The 21918-nt window shown below is 34.8% G+C and carries 31 protein-coding genes and 1 tRNA gene; 9 read left to right on the top strand and 23 right to left on the bottom strand.

Annotated features, from left to right (window positions below; genetic code table 11):
- Window positions 1-18 precede the first annotated feature (18 nt).
- The 23 genes from rpsN to acs form a co-directional block, all read right to left on the bottom strand.
- Window positions 19-288: a 30S ribosomal protein S14 gene (rpsN, locus tag FA046_RS11650; RefSeq protein WP_136826701.1), complete on the bottom strand. Its 270-nt coding sequence runs from the start codon at window positions 286-288 to the stop codon at window positions 19-21.
- Window positions 281-850, bottom strand: coding sequence for a 50S ribosomal protein L5 (rplE, locus tag FA046_RS11645; protein WP_136826700.1), 570 nt, complete (start codon window positions 848-850; stop codon window positions 281-283). Before rplE ends, rpsN begins: the two co-directional genes overlap by 8 nt.
- Window positions 850-1185 carry a 50S ribosomal protein L24 gene (gene rplX, locus FA046_RS11640; RefSeq protein ID WP_136826699.1) on the bottom strand — a complete coding sequence of 112 codons (336 nt, stop codon included), beginning with the start codon at window positions 1183-1185 and terminating at the stop codon, window positions 850-852. Before rplX ends, rplE begins: the two co-directional genes overlap by 1 nt.
- A 1-nt stretch (window position 1186) precedes the next feature.
- A complete protein-coding gene (gene rplN, locus FA046_RS11635; protein ID WP_113951800.1) occupies window positions 1187-1555 on the bottom strand; it encodes a 50S ribosomal protein L14 in 369 nt (122 codons plus the stop codon).
- A 1-nt stretch (window position 1556) separates the two neighbouring features.
- Window positions 1557-1811 carry a 30S ribosomal protein S17 gene (gene rpsQ / locus FA046_RS11630; RefSeq protein WP_136826698.1) on the bottom strand — a complete coding sequence of 85 codons (255 nt, stop codon included), beginning with the start codon at window positions 1809-1811 and terminating at the stop codon, window positions 1557-1559.
- Between the two features lie 15 nt (window positions 1812-1826).
- Complete coding sequence (gene rpmC / locus FA046_RS11625; RefSeq protein WP_136826697.1) at window positions 1827-2039, bottom strand: 50S ribosomal protein L29; 213 nt, start codon at window positions 2037-2039, stop codon at window positions 1827-1829.
- Between the two features lie 73 nt (window positions 2040-2112).
- Window positions 2113-2538: a 50S ribosomal protein L16 gene (rplP, locus tag FA046_RS11620; protein ID WP_136826696.1), complete on the bottom strand. Its 426-nt coding sequence runs from the start codon at window positions 2536-2538 to the stop codon at window positions 2113-2115.
- Window positions 2539-2576: 38 nt separating this feature from the next.
- Window positions 2577-3380: a 30S ribosomal protein S3 gene (gene rpsC, locus FA046_RS11615; RefSeq protein ID WP_136826695.1), complete on the bottom strand. Its 804-nt coding sequence runs from the start codon at window positions 3378-3380 to the stop codon at window positions 2577-2579.
- 6 nt (window positions 3381-3386) lie between these two features.
- On the bottom strand, window positions 3387-3749 hold the full coding sequence (gene rplV, locus FA046_RS11610; RefSeq protein ID WP_136826694.1) for a 50S ribosomal protein L22: 363 nt from the start codon (window positions 3747-3749) through the stop codon (window positions 3387-3389).
- Window positions 3750-3755: 6 nt separating this feature from the next.
- Window positions 3756-4022, bottom strand: a complete 267-nt coding sequence (gene rpsS / locus FA046_RS11605) for a 30S ribosomal protein S19 (RefSeq protein ID WP_136826693.1) — start codon at window positions 4020-4022, stop codon at window positions 3756-3758.
- The gene (rplB, locus tag FA046_RS11600) at window positions 4022-4846 is read right to left on the bottom strand and encodes a 50S ribosomal protein L2 (RefSeq protein WP_136826692.1); all 825 of its coding nucleotides are present in this window, start codon (window positions 4844-4846) and stop codon (window positions 4022-4024) included. Before rplB ends, rpsS begins: the two co-directional genes overlap by 1 nt.
- 7 nt (window positions 4847-4853) lie before the next feature.
- The gene (rplW, locus tag FA046_RS11595; RefSeq protein ID WP_136826691.1) at window positions 4854-5144 is read right to left on the bottom strand and encodes a 50S ribosomal protein L23; all 291 of its coding nucleotides are present in this window, start codon (window positions 5142-5144) and stop codon (window positions 4854-4856) included.
- Between the two features lies 1 nt (window position 5145).
- Complete coding sequence (gene rplD, locus FA046_RS11590) at window positions 5146-5775, bottom strand: 50S ribosomal protein L4 (protein WP_136826690.1); 630 nt, start codon at window positions 5773-5775, stop codon at window positions 5146-5148.
- Window position 5776: 1 nt separating this feature from the next.
- Window positions 5777-6394 carry a 50S ribosomal protein L3 gene (gene rplC / locus FA046_RS11585; protein WP_136826689.1) on the bottom strand — a complete coding sequence of 206 codons (618 nt, stop codon included), beginning with the start codon at window positions 6392-6394 and terminating at the stop codon, window positions 5777-5779.
- Window positions 6395-7002: 608 nt separating this feature from the next.
- Complete coding sequence (locus FA046_RS11580; RefSeq protein ID WP_136826688.1) at window positions 7003-8406, bottom strand: DUF4403 family protein; 1404 nt, start codon at window positions 8404-8406, stop codon at window positions 7003-7005.
- 154 nt (window positions 8407-8560) lie between these two features.
- Complete coding sequence (locus tag FA046_RS11575) at window positions 8561-8710, bottom strand: lmo0937 family membrane protein (RefSeq protein WP_136826687.1); 150 nt, start codon at window positions 8708-8710, stop codon at window positions 8561-8563.
- Window positions 8711-8998: 288 nt separating this feature from the next.
- A tRNA-Ala gene (locus FA046_RS11570) sits at window positions 8999-9075 on the bottom strand.
- A 144-nt stretch (window positions 9076-9219) separates the two neighbouring features.
- The gene (locus FA046_RS11565) at window positions 9220-10302 is read right to left on the bottom strand and encodes an alkene reductase (RefSeq protein WP_136826686.1); all 1083 of its coding nucleotides are present in this window, start codon (window positions 10300-10302) and stop codon (window positions 9220-9222) included.
- Window positions 10303-10423: 121 nt separating this feature from the next.
- On the bottom strand, window positions 10424-11539 hold the full coding sequence (gene lpxB, locus FA046_RS11560) for a lipid-A-disaccharide synthase (protein WP_136826685.1): 1116 nt from the start codon (window positions 11537-11539) through the stop codon (window positions 10424-10426).
- Window positions 11540-11723: 184 nt separating this feature from the next.
- The gene (locus FA046_RS11555; RefSeq protein WP_225870922.1) at window positions 11724-11999 is read right to left on the bottom strand and encodes a stationary phase survival protein SurE; all 276 of its coding nucleotides are present in this window, start codon (window positions 11997-11999) and stop codon (window positions 11724-11726) included.
- Entirely contained in the window at window positions 11977-12756 is a 780-nt protein-coding gene (gene surE, locus FA046_RS11550; RefSeq protein ID WP_136826684.1) for a 5'/3'-nucleotidase SurE, read from the bottom strand. Before surE ends, FA046_RS11555 begins: the two co-directional genes overlap by 23 nt.
- A 277-nt stretch (window positions 12757-13033) precedes the next feature.
- The gene (locus FA046_RS11545) at window positions 13034-13219 is read right to left on the bottom strand and encodes a CsbD family protein (RefSeq protein ID WP_136826683.1); all 186 of its coding nucleotides are present in this window, start codon (window positions 13217-13219) and stop codon (window positions 13034-13036) included.
- 75 nt (window positions 13220-13294) lie between these two features.
- A complete protein-coding gene (acs, locus tag FA046_RS11540) occupies window positions 13295-15202 on the bottom strand; it encodes an acetate--CoA ligase (protein WP_136826682.1) in 1908 nt (635 codons plus the stop codon).
- A gap of 246 nt (window positions 15203-15448) precedes the next feature.
- On the opposite strand from acs, the gene rpmB reads away from it, so the two are divergent.
- From rpmB to FA046_RS11495, 9 genes are all read left to right on the top strand, one after another.
- Window positions 15449-15682, top strand: a complete 234-nt coding sequence (rpmB, locus tag FA046_RS11535) for a 50S ribosomal protein L28 (RefSeq protein WP_136826681.1) — start codon at window positions 15449-15451, stop codon at window positions 15680-15682.
- Between the two features lie 26 nt (window positions 15683-15708).
- Window positions 15709-15891 (top strand): 50S ribosomal protein L33, encoded by a 183-nt coding sequence (gene rpmG / locus FA046_RS11530; protein WP_136826680.1) that lies wholly within the window; start codon window positions 15709-15711, stop codon window positions 15889-15891.
- A 36-nt stretch (window positions 15892-15927) separates the two neighbouring features.
- Window positions 15928-16086 carry a DUF4295 domain-containing protein gene (locus tag FA046_RS11525; protein WP_136826679.1) on the top strand — a complete coding sequence of 53 codons (159 nt, stop codon included), beginning with the start codon at window positions 15928-15930 and terminating at the stop codon, window positions 16084-16086.
- 83 nt (window positions 16087-16169) lie between these two features.
- The gene (ftsY, locus tag FA046_RS11520; protein ID WP_136826678.1) at window positions 16170-17135 is read left to right on the top strand and encodes a signal recognition particle-docking protein FtsY; all 966 of its coding nucleotides are present in this window, start codon (window positions 16170-16172) and stop codon (window positions 17133-17135) included.
- 12 nt (window positions 17136-17147) lie between these two features.
- Window positions 17148-17363, top strand: a complete 216-nt coding sequence (locus FA046_RS11515) for a hypothetical protein (protein WP_136826677.1) — start codon at window positions 17148-17150, stop codon at window positions 17361-17363.
- Window positions 17320-17628: a type II toxin-antitoxin system RelE family toxin gene (locus FA046_RS17625; protein WP_394347367.1), complete on the top strand. Its 309-nt coding sequence runs from the start codon at window positions 17320-17322 to the stop codon at window positions 17626-17628. Before FA046_RS11515 ends, FA046_RS17625 begins: the two co-directional genes overlap by 44 nt.
- 9 nt (window positions 17629-17637) lie before the next feature.
- Window positions 17638-18972 (top strand): 30S ribosomal protein S12 methylthiotransferase RimO, encoded by a 1335-nt coding sequence (rimO, locus tag FA046_RS11505; RefSeq protein ID WP_136826676.1) that lies wholly within the window; start codon window positions 17638-17640, stop codon window positions 18970-18972.
- A gap of 18 nt (window positions 18973-18990) precedes the next feature.
- Entirely contained in the window at window positions 18991-20607 is a 1617-nt protein-coding gene (bshC, locus tag FA046_RS11500) for a bacillithiol biosynthesis cysteine-adding enzyme BshC (RefSeq protein ID WP_317130548.1), read from the top strand.
- Window positions 20607-21692, top strand: a complete 1086-nt coding sequence (locus tag FA046_RS11495; RefSeq protein WP_136826675.1) for an Ldh family oxidoreductase — start codon at window positions 20607-20609, stop codon at window positions 21690-21692. The genes bshC and FA046_RS11495 overlap by 1 nt, the downstream gene beginning before the upstream one ends.
- Window positions 21693-21918 lie beyond the last annotated feature (226 nt).

Below are 21918 nucleotides of genomic sequence, written 5' to 3'. Positions count from 1 at the left end.
TTATTGTTTCATTTTATATTACCAACTGGCTTTTCTAACCCCTGGTATTTTTCCTGCTAATGCCATTTCACGGAAAGTAACACGTGAAATACCAAATTGACGCATGTAACCTCTTGGACGACCAGTTAATTTACAACGGTTATGTAAACGAACAGGAGAAGAATTTTTTGGTAATTTATCTAATCCTTCAAAATCTCCCTCAGCTTTTAATGTTGCTCTCTTAGCAGCAAACTTTGCTACTAACTTTTGACGCTTAATTTCGCGAGCTTTTACTCCTTCTTTAGCCATTGTTAACTATGTTATGATTTTTAAATGGTAAACCAAATTGCTTTAATAACTCAAGTGCCTCAACATCAGTACCTGCACTAGTTACAAAAGTGATATCCATACCTTGAATCTTGTTAATTTTGTCGATATTGATTTCAGGAAAAATGATTTGCTCAGAAACACCTAAAGTGTAATTTCCTCTTCCATCAAAACCTTTATCATTAATACCTTTAAAATCACGGATACGTGGTAAGGCTACAGAAATTAAGCGGTCTAGAAACTCATACATCTGATTGTCACGTAAAGTTACACGTACACCAACTGGCATACCCTTACGTAATTTAAAGTTTGAGATATCTTTTTTAGACTTTGCAGAAACTGCTTGCTGTCCGGTTATGGTTGTTAATTCTGTAATTGCAGACTCAACAATTTTTTTATCAGTTACACCAGCACCAACACCTTGGTTGATTGCTATTTTCTGCAACTTAGGAACTTGCATTACACTCTTATATTGAAATTTCTCTTTAAGAGCGGAAACAATTTCCTCTTTATATTTATCTTTTAATCTTGGTGCGTAAGCCATTACTTAATTTCCTCCCCAGATTTTTTAGCTATTCTAATTACTCTCCCTTTTTCATCTCTCTTTTTACTAATGCGAGTTGCATTTCCCGATTTAGGATCAATCAACATTATATTAGATACATGAATTGGGGCTTCTTGCTTGTTTATACCGCCGTTTGGATTAGCTGCATTTGGTTTTGTATGCTTTGAAACCATATTAGCACCTTCTACTAAGATTCTACTATCTTTCAATATTACTTGCAAAACTTTTCCTTGCTGACCTTTAGAGTCACCAGCCATCACTTTTACTAAATCACCTTTACGGATATTTAGTTTTACGTTTTTCTTCTTTTCCATATTACAAAACCTCCGGTGCTAATGATACAATTTTCATGAATTGTTTTTCACGCAACTCTCTTGCAACAGGACCGAATATACGGGTACCTCTTGGTTCATCTTGTGCATTTAACAATACAGCTGCGTTATCGTCGAAACGGATATAAGAACCATCTTTTCTTCTGATTTCTTTTTTGGTTCTAACTACTACGGCTTTAGATACAGTACCTTTCTTAATGTTTCCTGATGGAATTGCACTTTTTACAGTAACAACCACCTTGTCTCCAATAGAGGCATATCTTTTACCGGTACCACCTAATACTCTTATCACTAAAACTTCTTTAGCTCCAGAGTTATCGGCAACATTCAATCTTGATTCCTGTTGTACCATTTTATTTAGCCCTTTCTAAAATTTCAACTAATCTCCAGTTCTTATTCTTACTCAGCGGACGTGTCTCCATGATCAGGACGGTATCACCGATACCGCAATCATTCTTCTCGTCATGAGCCATAAATTTGGTAGTCGTCTTTACGAACTTACCATAAATTGGGTGCTTCACTTTACGCTCTACCGCAACAACTACAGATTTCTCCATTTTGTTACTTACTACCAACCCAGTTCTTGTTTTTCTTAATTTTCTTTCCATTTCGACTATAAAAAATTATGAATTACTTTCAGAGACTGCCTTAGCCTTGCGCTGAGTTAATTCTGTATTTAGGCGAGCTAAATCTTTTCTCGCTTTGCTAATTCTAGTAGGATTTTCTATAGCAGAAACTGCATGAGCAAACTTTAATTTTACTAAGGTTGCTTTTTCCTCTTGAATTCTGGTAACGATTTCTTCGTTAGACAGGTCTATTACTTCTGAGTATTTCATTTTATTGTTAGTTAATAGTTAACCGTTGTTAGTTGTTAGGTAACGGCCAACAACTAAAAACTAAAAACTTATTTTATGCTTCTAATACGTAATCTCTACGTACCACAAATTTTGTTTGAACTGGTAACTTTTGTGCTGCAAGACGCATGGCCTCTTTAGCTACTTCAAAAGGTACACCTTCTGCTTCGAAAAGGATTCTTCCTGGTCTTACAACAGCTACCCAATATTCTGGAGCTCCCTTACCTTTACCCATACGTACTTCAGCTGGTTTTTTAGTGACCGGCTTGTCAGGGAAGATACGAATCCAAACCTGACCTTCACGTTTCATAAAACGGGTTACGGCAATACGAGCAGCTTCAATCTGGCGACTGGTAATCCAGCATTCTTCCAATGATTTTATTCCGAATGAACCGAATGAAAGCTCAGCACCACGAGTGGCTAACCCTTTCATTCTGCCTTTTTGCATTTTTCTGAACTTCGTTCTTTTTGGCTGTAACATTACTTTAATCTTAAATCGTTAAACGATAGTTTTCTTAATTATCTCTTTCCTTTAGCTGCACCTGCGCCACCGCCTCTGTTGGCTCCTGGACCACGGTTTCCACCTTTTCTATCTCCGCCACGATCATTACGATCTCCGCGAGGAGGGAAATTAGAACCGCCTTCTGGTTTACCACCTTTACCAGTGTTTGCACCTATGTTAGGAGAAAGATCTCTTTTACCGTAAACTTCACCTTTACAGATCCAAACTTTAATACCTATTTTACCATAAGTAGTTAATGCTTCGCCTAATGCGTAATCTATATCAGCTCTAAAAGTATGTAAAGGTGTTCTTCCATCCTTATATTGCTCACTACGAGCCATCTCTGCTCCGCCTAAACGACCAGAACACATAATTTTTATTCCTTCTGCACCCATTCTCATAGTAGCTGCAATAGAAGTTTTCATTGCTCTTCTGAAAGAGATTCTAGCTTCTAATTGTTTTGCAACTCCATCTGCAACTAATTGTGCATCAAGTTCAGGACGTTTGATCTCAAAAATATTGATTTGAACATCTTTCTTAGTTAATTTTTTTAACTCTTCTTTGATCTTATCAACTTCTTGACCTCCTTTACCGATCACAATACCCGGACGAGCAGTGTGAATAGTTACCGTAATGCGTTTTAAAGTTCTTTCAATAACAACTTTAGAAACCCCACCTTTAGCAATACGAGCTGAAAGGTATTTACGAATTTTTTCGTCCTCAACTAATTTATCTGCATAGTGATTACCACCGTACCAGTTAGAATCCCATCCTCTGATGATTCCTAATCTGTTTCCTATTGGATTAGCTTTTTGTCCCATTTCTGCTTAATTAGTTTGAGGTTCTAAATTCTTACTATCTACTACCAAAGTTACATGGTTAGAACGCTTACGAATTCTATATCCACGACCCTGAGGTGCAGGTCTTAAACGCTTCAACTGACGACCACCATCAACCATTATAGTTTTAACAAATAGGTGTGCATCTTCTGGGCGTAAACCCTCATTTTTAGATTCCCAATTTTTTATAGCAGATAATAATAGTTTCTCAACTCTTATTGCTGCTTCTTTGTTGGTATATTTTAGTATATAAAGTGCCTTTTCTACACGTTCTCCTCTGATCAAATCAACAACCAGTCTCATTTTACGAGGTGAAGTGGGGCAATTATTAAGTTTTGCTACTGCTTCCATTGCTTATTATTTTTTCTTTTCAGCGTGTCCTCTAAATGTTCTGGTTGGAGCAAATTCACCTAATTTGTGACCAACCATGTTTTCAGTTACATAAACTGGAATAAACTTATTCCCATTGTGTACTGCGAATGTGTGACCTACGAAATCCGGAGAAATCATTGATCTTCTAGACCATGTTTTAATTACAGTCTTTTTACCTGCATCATTTAGTGTAGAAACTTTTCTCTCTACATTATGATCAATATAAGGTCCTTTTTTAATCGAACGAGCCATTATTTCTTCCTCCTCTCAATGATGAAACGATTTGAGTATTTCTTTTTGTCACGGGTTTTAAATCCTTTAGATAATAAACCTTTTCTAGAGCGTGGGTGACCACCTGATGATCTTCCCTCACCACCACCCATTGGGTGATCTACTGGGTTCATTGCTACACCTCTAACCCTAGGACGACGACCTAACCAACGTTTTCTACCAGCTTTACCCAATACTTCGTTAGCATGTTCTGAATTAGAAACAGTACCAATTGTTGCGGTACAGGTCACTAAAATCATACGAGTTTCACCAGAAGGCATTTTCACAGTTGCATATTTACCGTCTCTTGCTGCTAATTGAGCATAAGAACCAGCACTTCTTGCAATTTGTGCTCCTCTACCTGGGTTAATTTCTATATTATGAATAATAGAACCCAAAGGAATATTAGCCAATTTAATGGTGTTACCAACTTCTGGTGCTACAGTATCTCCTGAAATTACAACTTTTCCAACTTGTAATCCTTCTGGAGCGATAATGTATCTTTTTTCACCATCAGCATAGTGTAACAGTGCAATACGGGCAGTACGATTTGGATCGTATTCAATAGTTGCTACTGTTGCGGGGATATCTTTTTTATCGCGTTTAAAATCTATTAATCGGTACAATTGCTTGTGACCCCCACCGATATAACGCATAGTCATTTTACCAGTATTATTTCTACCGCCAGACTTGTTGCTTTTCACAACAAGAGTCTTTTCTGGAGTTCTGGTAGTGATTTCAGAGAAATCAGCACCTACTCTAAAACGAGTTCCTGGGGTTACTGGTTTAAATTTTCTTAAGCCCATAATTCAATTAAATATTGCTGTAAAAGTCAATAATTTCACCTTCTTTTAAAGTAATGATTGCTTTTTTAAGTTTAGCAACCCTACCTGATACTGAACCAGCTTTAGTAGATCTGGTTTTCATTTTACCAACCACTACCATTGTGTTAACTGACTCTACATTTACGCCATACATGGTTTCAATGGCAGATTTTATCTGCAGTTTATTTGCTCTATGATCACACTGAAAAGTATAACGGTTCAATTTTTCAGTTAATGAAGTAGCTTTTTCTGTTAATACAGGTTTTCTTAAAATTTCCATATTACTTGGCTAATGCCTCCTCCAATGTTTTTACCGAACCGGTTGTGAATACTAATTTTCCAGCATTTAATACATCATATGTATTTAATTGATCAGCAGTGATTACTTTAGTTTTTTGGATATTTCTACTAGACAAGTAAACATTGTCACTTGCAGTTGGTAATACCACTAAAGTTCTTTCTCCAGAAAAATTTAATGCGTTAAGCAAAGTCACAAAGTTTTTAGTTTTTGCAGTATCGAAGCTAAAATCTTCTAATATTACTACACTATTGTCTTGTGCTTTATATGATAAAGCTGATTTACGAGCTAAAGATTTTAATTTCTTATTTAACTTGAAACTATAATCACGAGGCTGAGGACCAAAAACTCTACCACCACCATTAAATAATGGAGATTTAATACTTCCTGCTCTTGCGCCACCAGTTCCTTTTTGCTTGTATAGCTTTCTAGTAGAACCTGCAATCTCATTACGTTGCTTTGATTTGTGTGTTCCCTGACGTTGATTTGCTAAAAACTGTTTTACATCTAAGTAAATAGCATGATCGTTAGGTTCTATACCGAAGATTTCCTCAGAAAGTTGCACCTTGGCACCTGTTTCTTTACCTGAGACGTTTAATACTTTAACTTCCATCTTACTTCTCGATTAATACGTATGAACCTTTTGCACCTGGGATAGAACCACTAACTACTAGCAAGTTTTGTTCTGCAAATACTTTTACGATTTGAAGATTCTGAATTTTCACTCTTGAACCACCAGTTCTTCCTGCCATTCTCATTCCTTTAAATACTCTTGAAGGAAATGAAGACGCACCCAATGAACCTGGAGCTCTTAAACGGTTATGCTGACCGTGAGTTTGCATACCCACACCGCTAAATCCGTGGCGTTTTACAACACCTTGAAAACCTTTACCTTTAGAAGTACCCACTACATCTACGTAGTCTCCTTCTATAAAAAGATTTACATCAACAACTTCACCTAAAGTTTTCTCTTCTGTAAAATACTTAAACTCAACAAGCTTACGCTTTGGAGTAGTTCCGGCTTTTGCAAAGTGACCTTTTAATGAAGAAGTAGTGTTTTTTTCTTTTTTCTCATCGTAAGCTAACTGCACCGCAGCATAGCCATCTTTCTCGATGGTTCTCACTTGTGTTACTACACAAGGGCCAGCTTCTATAACAGTACAAGGAATATTTTTCCCATCTGCGTCGAAAATGCTGGTCATTCCTACTTTTTTTCCAATAATTCCTGACATTTCTTAATTTATTTAACACCCATCGAAGCAGTAGGGCTTCGCTCAAGGTGACCATTATTTCCCCTAAAAGGGAGGGCAAAGATAGGAAACTGTTATTAATTATCAAACACTTATGTATTTATTTTTTAATATTTTTTTATAATCCATTTCACAGCGCTTGAAGTCATCAAAAAACATGATGTATTTGATTGCTAACATTGATTTTATATTTACTCGATAAGTTTTTTTAAGCTTGCTTAATTGAATAAAAAGAATTGAAGAGCTTCTGAAAAGTAAGAGACTAAAGAAAGATACTTATAGCGTGTATTCTTTTTAGAAGCTTAGGATAAGACTAACAAAAATCACAACTACTTAATTATTTAAAAAGTTGATTTCTGAATTATTTTAAAGTTTATTGTTTTACCACAGCACTTGCGTTAACGATGGAAGCGGTATACTTTTTGGCTTTTGAGGCCAAAAAGATTTAGCGGACAGCGTGTTAAAACGCCCAAACGATTATTATTTCCATTATTATGAATCGAAATCAGGTAACTATATCAATCACCCTAAATCACAAAAAAGCCGTTAAAGATAAACTCAAGCGGCTTTTTTTATTGTTTAAAATCTACTTATTCTAAACCGTCTATTTTTAATGCTACTTTACCGGTAGCCACCACCATTGCTACTATTGCATTTGGCGTTAAGATAACTTTATTAGGTGTAATTTGACCTAAAGAGCCTGTTACTCTTATCCCTTTCATGGGTTGGTAATTATTTAAATAAGAAGCCATGGTTTTTTCGCCTTGAGCTAATTGATCTGCAATGGAAAATTTACAAGCATCGCCCATCTTTTTAAGAATAATACCATGTGCTAGCCAATCGCCAATTTTTATCAACTTACTTTTTGAATCTAATACAAAATCGACCTGATCTAAGTAAATCTCTTTTGTTTGAGCGTTATAAGCCGGAATACCGGTTAAATAAAAATCGCCATTAACAGAACCACTTAGGTTTAAGGCGACAATCATTTTTCCTTCCTTTCCCCAAAGATCTACTTTATTTACGGTTACAGAGCGACTGCCTGATTCGAACTTTTGACCAGCAAAATTCTTTTGCACTACTGCGGAAGCATAATTATAAGGCGCAAAAGCTGCTACGTTTGCTTTAAATTCATCGGGCATTTTATCTACTGCTTTTAATAGGATTGCATTTCTATCAAAAACTACTGATGGCTTTCTACCAATTGAAGTTTCTAAATAAGTTTTTAGCCCTAAATTAGCCGTGATTTTTTGATTAGCTATGATTGCCTTGGTAGAATAAACCTCTACAGGTTGCATTGCAAACCAACTTTCATACTCTTCGTTTACTTTTGTAGGCTCGCTAAAAGTTTGTAAGGCATCAAGTACATAAGGTTTAATATCTAATGATTCTGAAATTGCATTATCCACTAATTTAGAAAGATTGCCTTTAAATAAATTTAAAGCAGGATTGATAAGGTAAGTTATAGGTATGGTTTTACCTGCTACCATAACCGATGGACTTTCTTTCCATTTAACATCTTGAATTATTGTCTTAGTAATGATTTTCCAATCTTTTAAGCCAACTACTGAATTAAGCCTTACGGTTCCGTTCAGGTAAAAATCTTTAGTATCTGAAAGGTTTAAACCAAATTGAGTTAATCCATATTTTACTTTACCTGATATTTTTAATGGTAAATCCATGATGATTTTACCATTTTGCTCGCTTATAATGATAGGAGATTCTTTATAAACCTTCATCATGAGGTTATCATCGTCTAAAGAATTATCCTCATAAATTAATCCGTTTAAATATTTATTAGTTTGAGTTTGTAAATCTTTTACAGCAATTTCTACCGGCATACTTATAAACGACAATTGCTTTTCATAAACCACCTCTGTGGAGGAATAATCTGGCAAAGGTTTTAATGCTAAAACTTGCTTTGAAGTACTGCAAGATGAAATATATAATACCAAACTTAAAAGAGGTAAGAACCTGAAGAATATTTTTTTCATACACTTAAAATAAATGCGAAGATAAATTGGAAAAGTACTAATCAATAATTAAATGCTGAAATTTTAAATTATGACGTAGAAATTATCATGAATTGGAATGGTAAGAAAAACAAAAAAGGGAATAATCTTAAAGAAAATTCCCTTTAGTTCCTATTTATATGGGCTCCGTTAAAAAGTTAATAATTAACGAGAATATTGCTAGTATTAATAATATATGAATTAAAAAACCTGTAGTAAATACAAAAAAACCTAAAATCCAACCCAACATAAATATGATAGCTAATACATTTAAAACCACTCTCATAAATACTTTATTTTGTTGACTAAGACAAAGTATGTGCCACAGCAAATAAAGCAATGTAATTTTTTTGTTTAATTTTTTTTATCTAAAAATATTGCTTTAAAGAAAATTAGATCTTTCATTTTTAACTTCAACAATATTTAAACAATGATGAAAATCCTAAATACCTTACACTAAGGCTAGGTATCTAAACAGAAATAATATTAAAATTTAGGTTGAGGATTGAATAACAGAAAGATAAATCCATTTAAACTAAATAACAAAAGCCACCATTAAATGATAGCTTTTGTTTGGTGGAGAATATCGGATTCGAACCGATCACCTCTTCACTGCCAGCGAAGCGCTCTAGCCAAATGAGCTAATCCCCCCTTTTTTATTTCAATTTTGACTTTTTCACCAGATCATCCCTTTCAAGCTTAGCGAAGCGCTCTAGCCAAATGAGCTAATCCCCTTTTTTATAAGGACGCAAATATTGAAAAAATTTGCGTCCTTAAGAAATTAAAAATAATTTATTATTTTGATAATGACGGATAATCTGTATAACCTTCAGCACCAGGCATATAAAGCAAATCAAAATTAGGTTGTGCCAATTCAGCATCAACTGCTAATCTTTCTACTAAATCTGGATTAGATAAGTAAAGCTTTCCAAAAGCAATTAAATCAACTTGTCCACTTTCTAAAGCGGCTTCGGCAGAATCTTTAGTAAAAGCACCGCAGCTAATTAGTGTATTTTTAAAAGTTGTTCTAAACGTATTTCTTAAATCTTGAGAAACTAAATCTAAGCCTGTTGGCGAATGATCTAAATAATGGAGGTAAGCTATATTTAAGTCGTTTAATTTTTGCGCAATGTAAATATAGGTTTCCTCTACCTCATCATAAGCAGGGATATCATTAAATGTGCTGAAAGGAGAAATACGTACGCCAACCTTCTCTTTACCGATTGCGGCAACAGTTTGCGCTGCAATTTCCAATAAAAATCTCGAACGATTTTCAACCGAACCACCATACTCATCTGTACGGTTATTGATTGCTCCATTGATAAACTGCTCAATCATATAACCATTTGCAGCGTGAAGTTCCACACCATCAAAACCAGCTTCAACTGCGTTTTTAGCGGCTTGCACATACTCTTGAATGGTTAATTTCACTCCCTCTGTTGTTAATGCTAGAGGAGAAGTATGAGGCAACATTCCTTGGGCATCAGTCCACATATCTCCTGCTGCTGCAATATTTGACGAACCTACAACCGTTGCTCCTTCAGGTAAATTAGTTTCATGAGAAACTCTACCTGTATGCATAAATTGAATGAATATTTTTCCACCTTTTAAATGAACGGCTTCGGTTACTTTTTTCCAGCCTTCAATTTGCTCAGCTGAATAAATACCTGGAATACGAGCATAACCCAAGCCATTTGGAGAAGGGGAAGTTCCTTCTGTAATAATTAAACCTGCACTTGCTCTTTGGGCATAGTAGGTTGCCATTAAATCATTTGGGACATTGTTTATTGCTCTTGAACGAGTCATTGGAGCCATCACCACTCTGTTGGTTAAAGTGATGTCTCCTAAATTGTATTTTTCAAACAGTTGATTTGCCATCTTAAATTATATGTTTGAACAAACATAAGTACAATAACTGATCAATTCTGTCATCAAATTCACAGAAGAAAGTCAGTAAAAAGTAAGCTTAGGCAAGCCCAAGCTATCCAGGTTTAACCATTCAAACTAATTTGGGAGATAAATATTGATAAATGAGTTTAGCAGTTTTTTCTGATGCACCAGGCTTACCCATAATATTTGCTAAAGCTTCATAATTAGCCAGCATTTGGCTTCTTTTTGGTTCAGAGAGGATATCGCTTAATTCTTTCGAAATCATAGTGAGGTTACAATCTTCCTGTATAAGTTCGGTTACTACTTTTCTATCCATAATAAGATTTACCAAAGAAATGAACCTTATTTTAACCAACATTCTGGCAATGCCGATAGAAATGCTACTCCCCTTATATAAAACCACTTGCGGAATTTTAAATAAAGCAGTTTCTAAAGTTGCTGTCCCTGAAGTTACTAAGGCTGCATCAGCAACTGTCAATAAATCATAAGTAGCGTTAAATACTATTGGAATTTTTAAATCTTGTAAAAAATCTTGATAAAAAGATAGATTGAAAGATGGCGCACCTGCAATTACAAATTGATAGTTTGGAAATGAAGAAACCACTGATAACATATCTGGTAAAATGTATTTCAATTCTTGCTTTCGGCTGCCGGGAAGTAAAGCGATGATGGGTTTATCGCTTAAATTATTATCATTTTTAAAATTTGTATTGGGCGTAAAAGCATCAATAGCATCTAATAATGGATTTCCCACATAATCAACTTCCATTCCCCATTTTTTATAAAAATCAACCTCAAACGGCAAAATGCAAAACATTTTATCTACATCTCTTTTAATTTTGAGGACTCGTTTCTGATTCCATGCCCAAACTTTTGGAGAAATGTAATAACAAACTTTTATTCTATGCTCTTTGGCAAATTTGGCAATTTTTAAATTGAAGCCAGGAAAATCAATAAGAATTAAAACATCAGGTTTATGAGCCAATAAATCTTCCTTACACTCTTTAATGTTCTTTAAAACCGTTCTGATGTTTAAGGCTACTTCTAAAAAACCCATAAAAGCCATCTCAGCATAATGCTTTACTAAAGTTCCACCTTGAGCCTGCATTAAATCTCCTCCATAAAACCTAAAATCAGCTACTGCATCAACTTCCTTTAATGTTTTCATAAGGTTAGCGCCATGTAAATCTCCAGATGCTTCGCCTGCGATGAGGTAATATTTCATTTTCTTAGCTATTAGATTTGAGTATTGAGAGGTGAGAACCCTTAAACAACAAATAAACTTTATTTAAAAACTGCGTTAACGATTGAAGCGGCATCCTTTATCCCCTTTTCGGGGATAAAGATATAGCGGAAAGCGTGTTACCTTGCCTGCGGCAGGCAGGAAACGCCCAAATTAAATATTATCCCTACTTATTAAATTTATAAAAGAAGAAAATAAAAGCACAAACAAAGGTTGCCGAAATGATTCCTTTTGCGGTTAGTTCTCTATCGTATTTATAAGCGTATTTGAGTAATAAAAGATTAATGGCCACACAACCGATGTATAGTAAATCGTCTTTTGCTAAAAAGCTAAGGTTCTTTTTAATTACTTCTACCAAAAGATAGGCAATGCCCGGTAAAATTAATCCAGAACCTAAGCCAATCCAAACGTTGTCTTTTTTAAATATCGAAATTCCAGCCATTTAAAGATGATATTGCGTGATGTGCTGTCATATCAAACTGAACTGGCACCACAGATACATAATGGTTATTTAAAGCCCAAACATCAGAGTCTTCTCCTTTATCATTATTCTGAAAAACACCTGTTAACCAGTAATAATTACGTTTGTAAGGATCTTGTCTTTCATCAAATTCTTCGGCCCATTTTGCATTGGCTTGCCTACATATTTTAATGCCTTTTATTGGGTGATTTTGATTTGGAAAGTTTACGTTTAATAAAACTCCCGGCTGCAATCCATTTTTTAAAACCTGCAAACAAATTTCTTTGATGTATTTTTTGCAGGGCTCAAAATTTGCATCCCAATTGTAATCATCTAAAGAAAAACCAACGGAGGGAATACTTTCTATAGCGCCTTCTACCGCAGCAGACATGGTGCCTGAGTAAATTACATTGATAGAATTATTTAAACCATGATTGACACCTGAAACACATAAATCGGGCTTTTGACCCTTAAAAATTTTATTTACTGCTAGTTTCACACAATCTACTGGTGTGCCAGAGCATTTATACATTTCTACACCTTCATAAAGATGAATTTTATCTAAGCGTAATGGTTTCCCGATGGTAATGGCATGTCCCATTCCAGATTGAGGACTATCTGGCGCAACAACTGTTACGTCACCAATTTCTTGCATTGCTTCTATTAGTGCTTTAATACCTGGAGCAGTAATGCCATCATCATTCACCACTAGAATTCTATATTTTTTATTTTTGATCATTAATATTTCAATTTACATTAATTAAAATTGATAGGGAACGTTGCAAAGTTAATAAAGCTTAAGAGTTAAACCTTAATGAGATGTACTAAAATAAAAAAAGGAAGACGATGATCGCCTCCCTTTTTTACTAAACCTAAACCTAAACGTATGAATCTTCTTATGAGTTGAAGATGTTACGCTAGTATTACAAAGTGCATACCAAAATTTAAATCCTTTTCATTTTTACCCAAAAAGAGCTTAAAAAGAAAAGAGACGATGAAATATCGTCTCTTATTCTCTACAAACTTTTCAACCAAGTGACTACTTCGTCTCTGGTTTTACCAGTTTTTTGTTGAATCTTACCTAGAGTTTCATCCTCTTGGCCTTCTTCATATTTTAAATCATCATCGGTAAGATCTGCGTAAGCTTGTTTCACTTTTCCTTTGATTTCATTCCATTTTCCTTTGATTTCTAACTTATCCATGACTATTCAATTCTTGATGAAATAATTCGATTAACTATTCACCTCAAACCAAGCATCATGCCAAGGAAATCGTCATTATAATTTTTCGTTTTTAATTTGTTCAACAACAGAAGGATCTAATAATGTAGAAATATCACCTAGATTTTCTAAATCACCTTCGGCAATTTTTCTTAAAATTCTTCTCATAATTTTACCCGAACGTGTTTTAGGTAATCCGGTTACAAACTGAATTTTATCTGGTCTTGCAATAGGCCCTATAATCCTGCTTACGGTAACTGCAATGTCTTTACGGGCAAGTTCTTCGTCATCAGATGGATGATTTAAGATCACAAAAGCATAAATCCCTTGTCCTTTAATTTCATGAGGATAGCCAACAACTGCCGATTCAATCACATCAGAAAACATGTTAATGGCATTTTCTACTTCGGCAGTTCCTATTCTGTGACCAGAAACATTAATCACATCATCTACCCTACCAGTAATTCTGTAATAACCATCTTCATCTCTTAAACAACCATCGCCAGTAAAATACATGTTGTGGTAAGTTGCAAAATAGTTTTGACGGCAACGCTCATGATCTCCGTAAGTAGTTCTTATCATACCAGGCCATGGAAATTTAATACATAAATTTCCTGATACGTTGTTTCCTAAAATCTCCTCCCCTTTTTCATCCACCAAAACAGGTTGAATTCCGGGTAAAGGTAAAGTAGCAAATGAAGGCTTGGTTTTGGTGATTCCGGCTAAAGGTGTGATCATAATTCCTCCGGTTTCTGTTTGCCACCAAGTATCAACTATAGGGCAGTTTTTCTTACCAATATTTTCATCGTACCAATGCCATGCTTCTTCATTAATAGGTTCACCAACAGAGCCTAAAACTTTTAAAGAGCTCAAATCCTTATCTTTCACAAAATCTAAACCTGATTGCATTAAGGAGCGTATAGCTGTTGGTGCTGTATAAAGTGTATTAACTTTGTATTTATCAACAATATCCCAAAATCTTCCGGCATCAGGATAGGTTGGTACTCCTTCAAACATTAAAGTGGTAGCTCCCATAGCTAAAGGGCCATAAATGATGTAAGAGTGACCGGTAATCCAACCAATATCTGCTGTACAAAAATAAACATCGCCTGGGTTGTATTGAAAAACATTTTGAAACGTATAGCCGGCGTAAACCATGTAACCACCACAGGTATGCACTACTCCTTTAGGTTTGCCAGTTGAGCCAGATGTATACAAAATGAATAACTCATCTTCGGCATCCATTTCTTCGGCCTCGCACTCTAGTAAACCTAAAGTTTCTACCTTTCTAATTTCATCTTCCCACCAAACATCTCTTCCTTTAATCATAGAAATAGGTGTTCTGGTACGAGTTAACACAATGACGGTTTTAACTGAAGGACACTGGACTAAAGCATCATCAATCACATTTTTTAAAGGAATATCTTTAGCTCCTCTGAAACCACCATCGGCAGTAATCACCATTTCACATTGCGCATCTTTAATTCTGTCAGCAATAGATTGAGCAGAAAATCCTCCAAAAACAACTGAATGAATAGCACCCATTCTTGCACAAGCCAAAACTGCTACCGCTAATTCTGGTACCATTGGCATATAGATACAAACACGATCACCTTTTCTTACGCCATTGTTTTTCAAAACATTTGCAAAAAGTGAAACCTTTTGATGAAGTTGTTTATAAGTTAAGACTCTGTGGTGTTCCGTAGGATCATTTGACTCCCAAATAATAGCCGGTTGGTCTGCTTTATCTGCCAAGTGTCGATCAAGACAGTTTTCGGTAATGTTTAACTTAGCACCTTTAAACCATTCGATCTTTGGCTCTTCAAAGTTCCATTCCAAAACTTTATCCCACTTCTTTCTCCAGTGAAAATGGCTGGCTATTTCTGCCCAAAATTCTTCTGGTTCATCAACACTTTTTTTGTAAGCTAACTGGTAATCTTCTATAGATTTAATTTGAAAATTCATTAAAGTGGTTTTTACTGGTTGTGGCTGTTAAATTAGAAGTTTTTGCTAAGATGACGAAGAAACATCTGGTATTTTTTTAAATTATCTAAAAAATAAATTCTTAACAACTTGATTATAAGCTTCCAATAAACATCATAAATATAATTTAATATTTTTTTGAAGTAGTATTGTGATTACAAAAGTATTTTCTGATATTTGCAAACTCTTTATAAAACTCAGTTTTAATAGGTAACAACATATACAGTCATGTCAAGAATTTGTGATTTAACAGGAAAAGGAGCTTTAGTTGGTAACAGAGTTTCGCACTCAAACGCTAAAACAAAGCGTAAGTTTTACCCAAACCTTCAAATGAAGCGTTTTTTTATTCCTGAAGAAAATAGATGGATTACGTTAAAGGTTTCTACCTCAGCGATTAAAACCATCAATAAAATCGGTATAACCGAAGCTATCAACAGATTCGTTTCAAAAGGATCTATTTAATTTAAAGAATTCAAAACCGTTTAAGAATGGCTAAGAAAGGAAACAGAGTTCAGGTAATCTTAGAATGTACCGAACACAAAGAAAGTGGAATGCCTGGAACATCTAGATACATTACTACTAAAAACCGTAAAAACACACCTGAGAGATTAGAAGTTAAGAAATTTAACTCAGTTCTTAGAAAGGTTACTGTTCACAAAGAAATCAAGTAATTTAAGGCTAATTTATTAGCATAAACAATATTTAACATGGCAAAGAAAGTAGTTGCAACCCTAAAAACCGGAAAAGGTAAAGAATATTCTAAGGTAATTACCATGGTAAGATCACCAAAAACTGGTGCTTATTCATTTAAAGAAATGATTGCTCATAATGATCACATTAAAGACGCAATTGTAGAAGTTAAATAGAATACCACGATAATAATATTTTGAAAATATTTACGCCGTCCTGATTATTTTAGGATGGCTTTTTTTGTTTAATTTTATCACCCATGGGATTATTTGATTTCTTTAAAAAGAAAGAAAAAACTGTCGAAGAGCAGGATGCATTAGACAAAGGACTTGAGAAAACTAAAGACAATTTCTTTTCCAAAATCAGTAAAGCTGTAATTGGAAAATCTACTGTTGATGAAGAAGTATTAGATGAACTGGAAGAAATATTAGTTACTTCTGATGTTGGCGTAAGTACCACGTTAAAAATAGTTGACCGGGTAGAAAAACGAGTAGCCAAAGACAAATACGTTAATACTGCCGAACTTAACAATATATTAAGAGAAGAAGTTCAAGCTTTACTAGAAGAAAATAATAGCCCTGATTTTCAAAATTTCGACTACGGTTCTCATAAACCTTACGTGATTATGGTAGTAGGTGTTAATGGTGTTGGAAAAACTACCACCATCGGAAAATTAGCTTACCAACTTAAACAAGCCGGGCAAAAAGTAGTCATTGGTGCAGCAGATACTTTTAGAGCTGCAGCTGTTGAGCAAATTCAATTATGGGGACAAAGAGCAGATGTAAGAGTGGTTTCGCAAGGAATGAATGCTGATCCCGCTTCTGTAGCTTTTGATACTTTACAATCAGCGGTAGCCAACCAAGAAGATGTTGCTATTATAGATACTGCTGGACGTTTGCACAATAAAGTTGGCTTAATGAATGAGCTTACCAAAATTAAAAATGTGATGAACAAGGTTGTTCCCGGTGCTCCGCATGAAATATTATTAGTTTTAGATGCCTCTACTGGGCAAAATGCTATTGAACAATGTAAACAATTTACCCAGGCAACAGATGTGAACGCTTTAGCGTTAACTAAATTAGACGGAACAGCAAAAGGCGGCGTTGTTATTGGTATTTCAGATCAGTTTAAAATCCCTGTTAAATATATTGGTGTAGGAGAAAAAATGACTGATTTACAGTTATTTAATAAGAAAGAATTTGTTGATTCCTTATTTAAAGGATAATTACTAAATTTAATGATGGAAAATATTCTAATTCATACTGAAAATAGGGACGAAATAAATCTATTAAAAGAGATAGCTAAAAAAATGGGATTTAAAGCCGAAATTCTTTCCATTTCGGATAAAGAGGATATAGGATTAGCAAAAGCTATTGAAGAAAATAAGGGAATTGAATCCTTAAGTTTTAGTGAAGCAATATCTTATTATAAATCGTTGGATAAGGCTAAGTAATGCAAATCCTCTACCAGAAAAATTTCTTAAAGATTTAGCTGCTATTACGTCTAAATCTAGAGAAAAAATAGAAACTCTCGTTTTTAAGGACTTTTCAGATGATACAAATATCGAAACCTTTGGAAAGGTTGAAAAATTAAAAGGATACAACTCTTACTTCAAAATTAGAGTTGGTAATTATAGAATTGGGATTAAGATTGAAAACGATATATTTTCTTTTGAGAGAGTCTTACACAGAAAAGAAATCTATAAGTTCTTCCCGTAAAAAAGATACATGAAAGTTAAGGAAAGAAAAAAATCTACTAGTTTAGTACAACCCAGAGTAAATGTAATTACCCTAGGATGCTCTAAAAACACCTACGATTCAGAGATATTGATGGGGCAGTTAAAGGGAAATCAAATTAATGTGGTGCATGAAGCTAATGATATTCGTGAAAACGATATTGTTGTCATTAATACTTGTGGCTTTATTGATAATGCAAAGCAAGAATCTATTGATACCATTTTGCAGTTTAGTGATTTAAAAGCAGAAGGAAAAGTAGGGAAAGTAGTGGTTACGGGTTGTCTTTCTGAAAGATATAAGCCAGAATTAGAAGCAGAAATTAAAAATGTAGATTCATGGTTTGGAACCAATGATCTTCAAAATTTATTAAATTCTATTGGTGCAGATTATAAACACGAATTATTAGGCGAAAGGTTATTAACTACGCCATCTCACTTTGCTTATTTTAAGATTGCAGAAGGTTGCAATCGCCCTTGTTCATTTTGTGCCATTCCTTTAATGAGAGGTAAACACCTTTCGACACCTATAGAAGAACTGGTTAAAAACGCAAAAAACTTAGCTAAAAACGGGACTAAAGAATTAATTCTGATAGCTCAAGATTTAACCTATTACGGTTTAGATCTTTATAACGAAAGAAAACTAGCAGATTTAATGCGCCATCTTTCTGATGTTGACGGAATTGAATGGATTAGGTTACAATACGCCTACCCTACTGGTTTCCCGATGGATATTTTGGATGTAATGAACGAACGTTCTAACATTTGCAATTACTTGGATATGCCTTTACAACATATTACAGATACGATGTTGAAATCTATGCGTAGAGGAACTACCAAACAAAAAACCATTGATTTAGTCAATAAAATAAGAGATAAAGTTCCAAATATAGCCATGCGGACGACCTTAATTTGCGGTTATCCCGGAGAAACTGAGCGTGACGTTGAAGAAATGAAAAATTGGGTAGAAGAAACCCGATTTGACAGATTAGGTTGCTTTACCTATTCTCACGAAGAAAAAACTCATGCTCATGATTTAGTTGACGATGTACCACAAGAAGTAAAAGAGCAACGTGTAGAAGATATTATGGAAATTCAACAAGGAATTTCTTTTGATTTAAACCAACAAAAAGTGGGTAAAACCTACAAGGTTTTAATTGACAAAAAAGAAGGCGAATATTTTATTGGCCGTACAGAATTTGATTCTCCTGAGGTAGATAATGAAGTATTAATTGAAGCTAAAGACAATTACGCCACACCGGGCAGTTTTGTAAATGTAGCCATCAACAGAGCAGAAGATTTTGACCTTTATGGTACAATTGTCAAATAATTGATAGAAATAGAGGAAATGATGAATTTCCTCTATTTTAGTGAGCTAATGAAAGTAAAATACATTGATTACGACGAAACCCGATGTTTCTCTTCAACAGTTATCCGCTATCTAAATCAAGAGGAATCTATCAAGCCTTTTGTGAATCAATTTCCTGATCTTGAAAGCTTTAAAAAAATTATTGCAGAAAGAAAATTTGAAGGAAACAGAGCTGAATTGTTTGAAGTTTTAAATCAACAATATCAAAACATATCCCATCAGCCAGAAATTTTAAAATCGAATATTTCTGCACTTCAGGCTGAACAAACTTTCACCATCACTACCGGGCATCAGCTTAATATTTTTACAGGTCCGTTATACTTTATTTTCAAAATAGTGACAGCCATTAATCTGGCGAAACAACTCAAAAAAGAATTTCCTGAGCAAAATTTTGTGCCAGTTTATTGGATGGCGACAGAAGACCATGATTTTGAAGAAATTAATCACACTTATGTAGGTGGGAAAAAAATAAGTTGGAAATTAGATGCCCTAGGTGCTACTGGAAGGTTAAACACAAAAACCATTACTCAAGCTTTAAATGAATATAAGGGTGTTTTAGGTATTTCTCAAAATGCAGAAAAGCTGGCTTCCATAGTTTCTAAGGCTTACGCCGATTTTAATACGCTAGCCAACGCCACCAGATTTTTAGTGAATGAGCTTTTTGGCGAATATGGTTTAGTGATTATTGATGCTGATGATGCTAAACTAAAAAATCAGTTTGCAGGTATTATCGAAAAAGATATTATTCAACAAAACAGCTTTAAAAATATCACCTCCAAAAGCAATGAATTAACCGCTATTGATATTCATGCGCAAGTAAATCCAAGAGAAATTAACTTCTTTTATTTGACTGATGATTTAAGAGAACGCATTGTTTTTGAAGGAGAAAAGTACCAAATTCTGAATACCGAAATCTCGTTTTCAGAGCAGGAATTAAAAGAAGAGATAAAGCTACAACCCGAAAGATTTAGTCCGAATGTGGTAATGCGACCTTTATACCAAGAAGTTATTTTACCCAATTTAGCTTACGTTGGTGGTGGTGGCGAATTAGCCTATTGGTTACAATTGAAATCTAATTTCGACTTTTATAATATAGATTTTCCTTTGTTGATTCTTAGAAATTCGGCGATGTTGGCGGATGAAAAAGTCGCTAATAAACTTCAAAAATTGAAACTTACTTTTAACGATATTTTTGAGGGAACAGAAAGCTTAAAGAAAGCTTACGTAAAGCTAAATTCTACTCATGAATTAAGTCTTCAAAATGAATGGGAACAACTTTCAGAGATATTTACTCAACTAAAAGATAGAGCCAGTAAAATAGATCCTACCTTAAAATCTAGTACAGAAGCGGTAGAAATTAGGTTAAAAAAGGCAATAGACAGTTTAGAAAAAAAGCTCATGCGAGCCGAAAAAAGAAACTTTTCTGAAGCGATTTCAGACATTGACAAAGTTAAGCAACAGCTTTTTCCAGGCGGTGGTTTACAAGAAAGAAAAGAAAACTTCGCTTTATTTTATGTAAAATATGGAGATAATTTTATTGCCGAATTGATTAAAAACTTTGATCCGCTGGCTTTTCAATTTACAATTTTATACTAATGGAATTTATCACCTTTTCTGAAGATACTCTTAGAAATTTTACTGAAAACGTATTTAAAAAAATGGGCTGTTCTGATGAACATGCTCAACTAGCTGCCGATGTTTTGATTAAAGCAGATTTACGTGGTATAGACTCTCATGGCGTTGCCCGTTTAACTGGTTATGTAAGACTATGGGAAAAGAAAAGAATAAATCCTACGCCAAATATTAGAATTGTACATGAAACAGCTACCACTGCAACTGTAGATGGAGATGCAGGTTTAGGATTAGTAGTTGCTCCTTTTGCCATGAAAGTTGCCATTGAAAAAGCAGAAAAATATGGCTCGGGATGGGTGGCAGTTAAAAACTCTAACCATTTTGGAATTGCAGGTTACCACGCTTTAATGGCGGTAGAAAAAGATATGATTGGCTATGCTTTAACCAATGCTAGTCCGTTAGTTGCACCAACTTTTTCTTCGGAGAGAATGTTGGGTACTAATCCTATTTGCTATGCTTTTCCGGCTGGAAAATTCCCACCTGTAATTGTAGATATGGCGACTTCTACTGCGGCCAATGGCAAATTAGAAATTGCACAAAGACAAGGAAAAAACGTACCTGAAGGCTGGATTCAGGATAAAGATGGAAATGCCGCTTTACACCCTGCTGATTTAAAAAATGGAGGATCGCTTTTGCCTTTAGGTTCTGATAGAGAACATGGCAGCCATAAAGGTTTTGGATTAAGTGCAACCGTTGATATTCTTTCGGCAGTGTTATCTGGAGCAAGTTACGGACCATGGGCACCACCATTTGTGGCTTTTATGGATCCATTGCCTAACCAACCTGGCGAAGGTTTAGGTCATTTTTTAGGGGCTATGAGAGTAGATGGTTTTAGACCGATTGAGGATTTTAAATCTAATATGGACAACTGGATTGAGCGTTTTAAAAATGCCAAACCAATTGATGAAAACCAAAAAGTAATTATACCCGGAGAACCTGAACTAGAAGCGGAAAAAGACCGGAAAATTAATGGAATTCCGCTAATTGATGCGGTAGTTAATGATTTGAACGAGGTGGCGGGGAAGTTGGGGTTGCAGAGTTTAAAGTGATAAGTTGTAAGTTTTAGGTTATAAGTTGTGGGTTATAAGTTTTAAGTTAGAGGTTATAAGTAGTGGTTTATTGCAAAAGCCTGAGTTCTTAAACCTTTACCGGCCTGTGAATAATGCCTGTGGCGTATGAGCGGAAAGCGGGAACAAGTTTAGATAGTAGCACAAACATTGCTTTTCAAAAAATAATTTAAAAAAAAAGGATGTCCATATCTGTATCTGAACATCC

The sequence above is a fragment of the Pedobacter cryophilus genome, from assembly GCF_005116455.1.
In the GTDB taxonomy this organism is placed as follows: domain Bacteria; phylum Bacteroidota; class Bacteroidia; order Sphingobacteriales; family Sphingobacteriaceae; genus Pseudopedobacter; species Pseudopedobacter cryophilum.
Note: the sequence above shows the minus strand (reverse complement) of the source record. Positions and strands in the feature narration are given on the sequence as shown.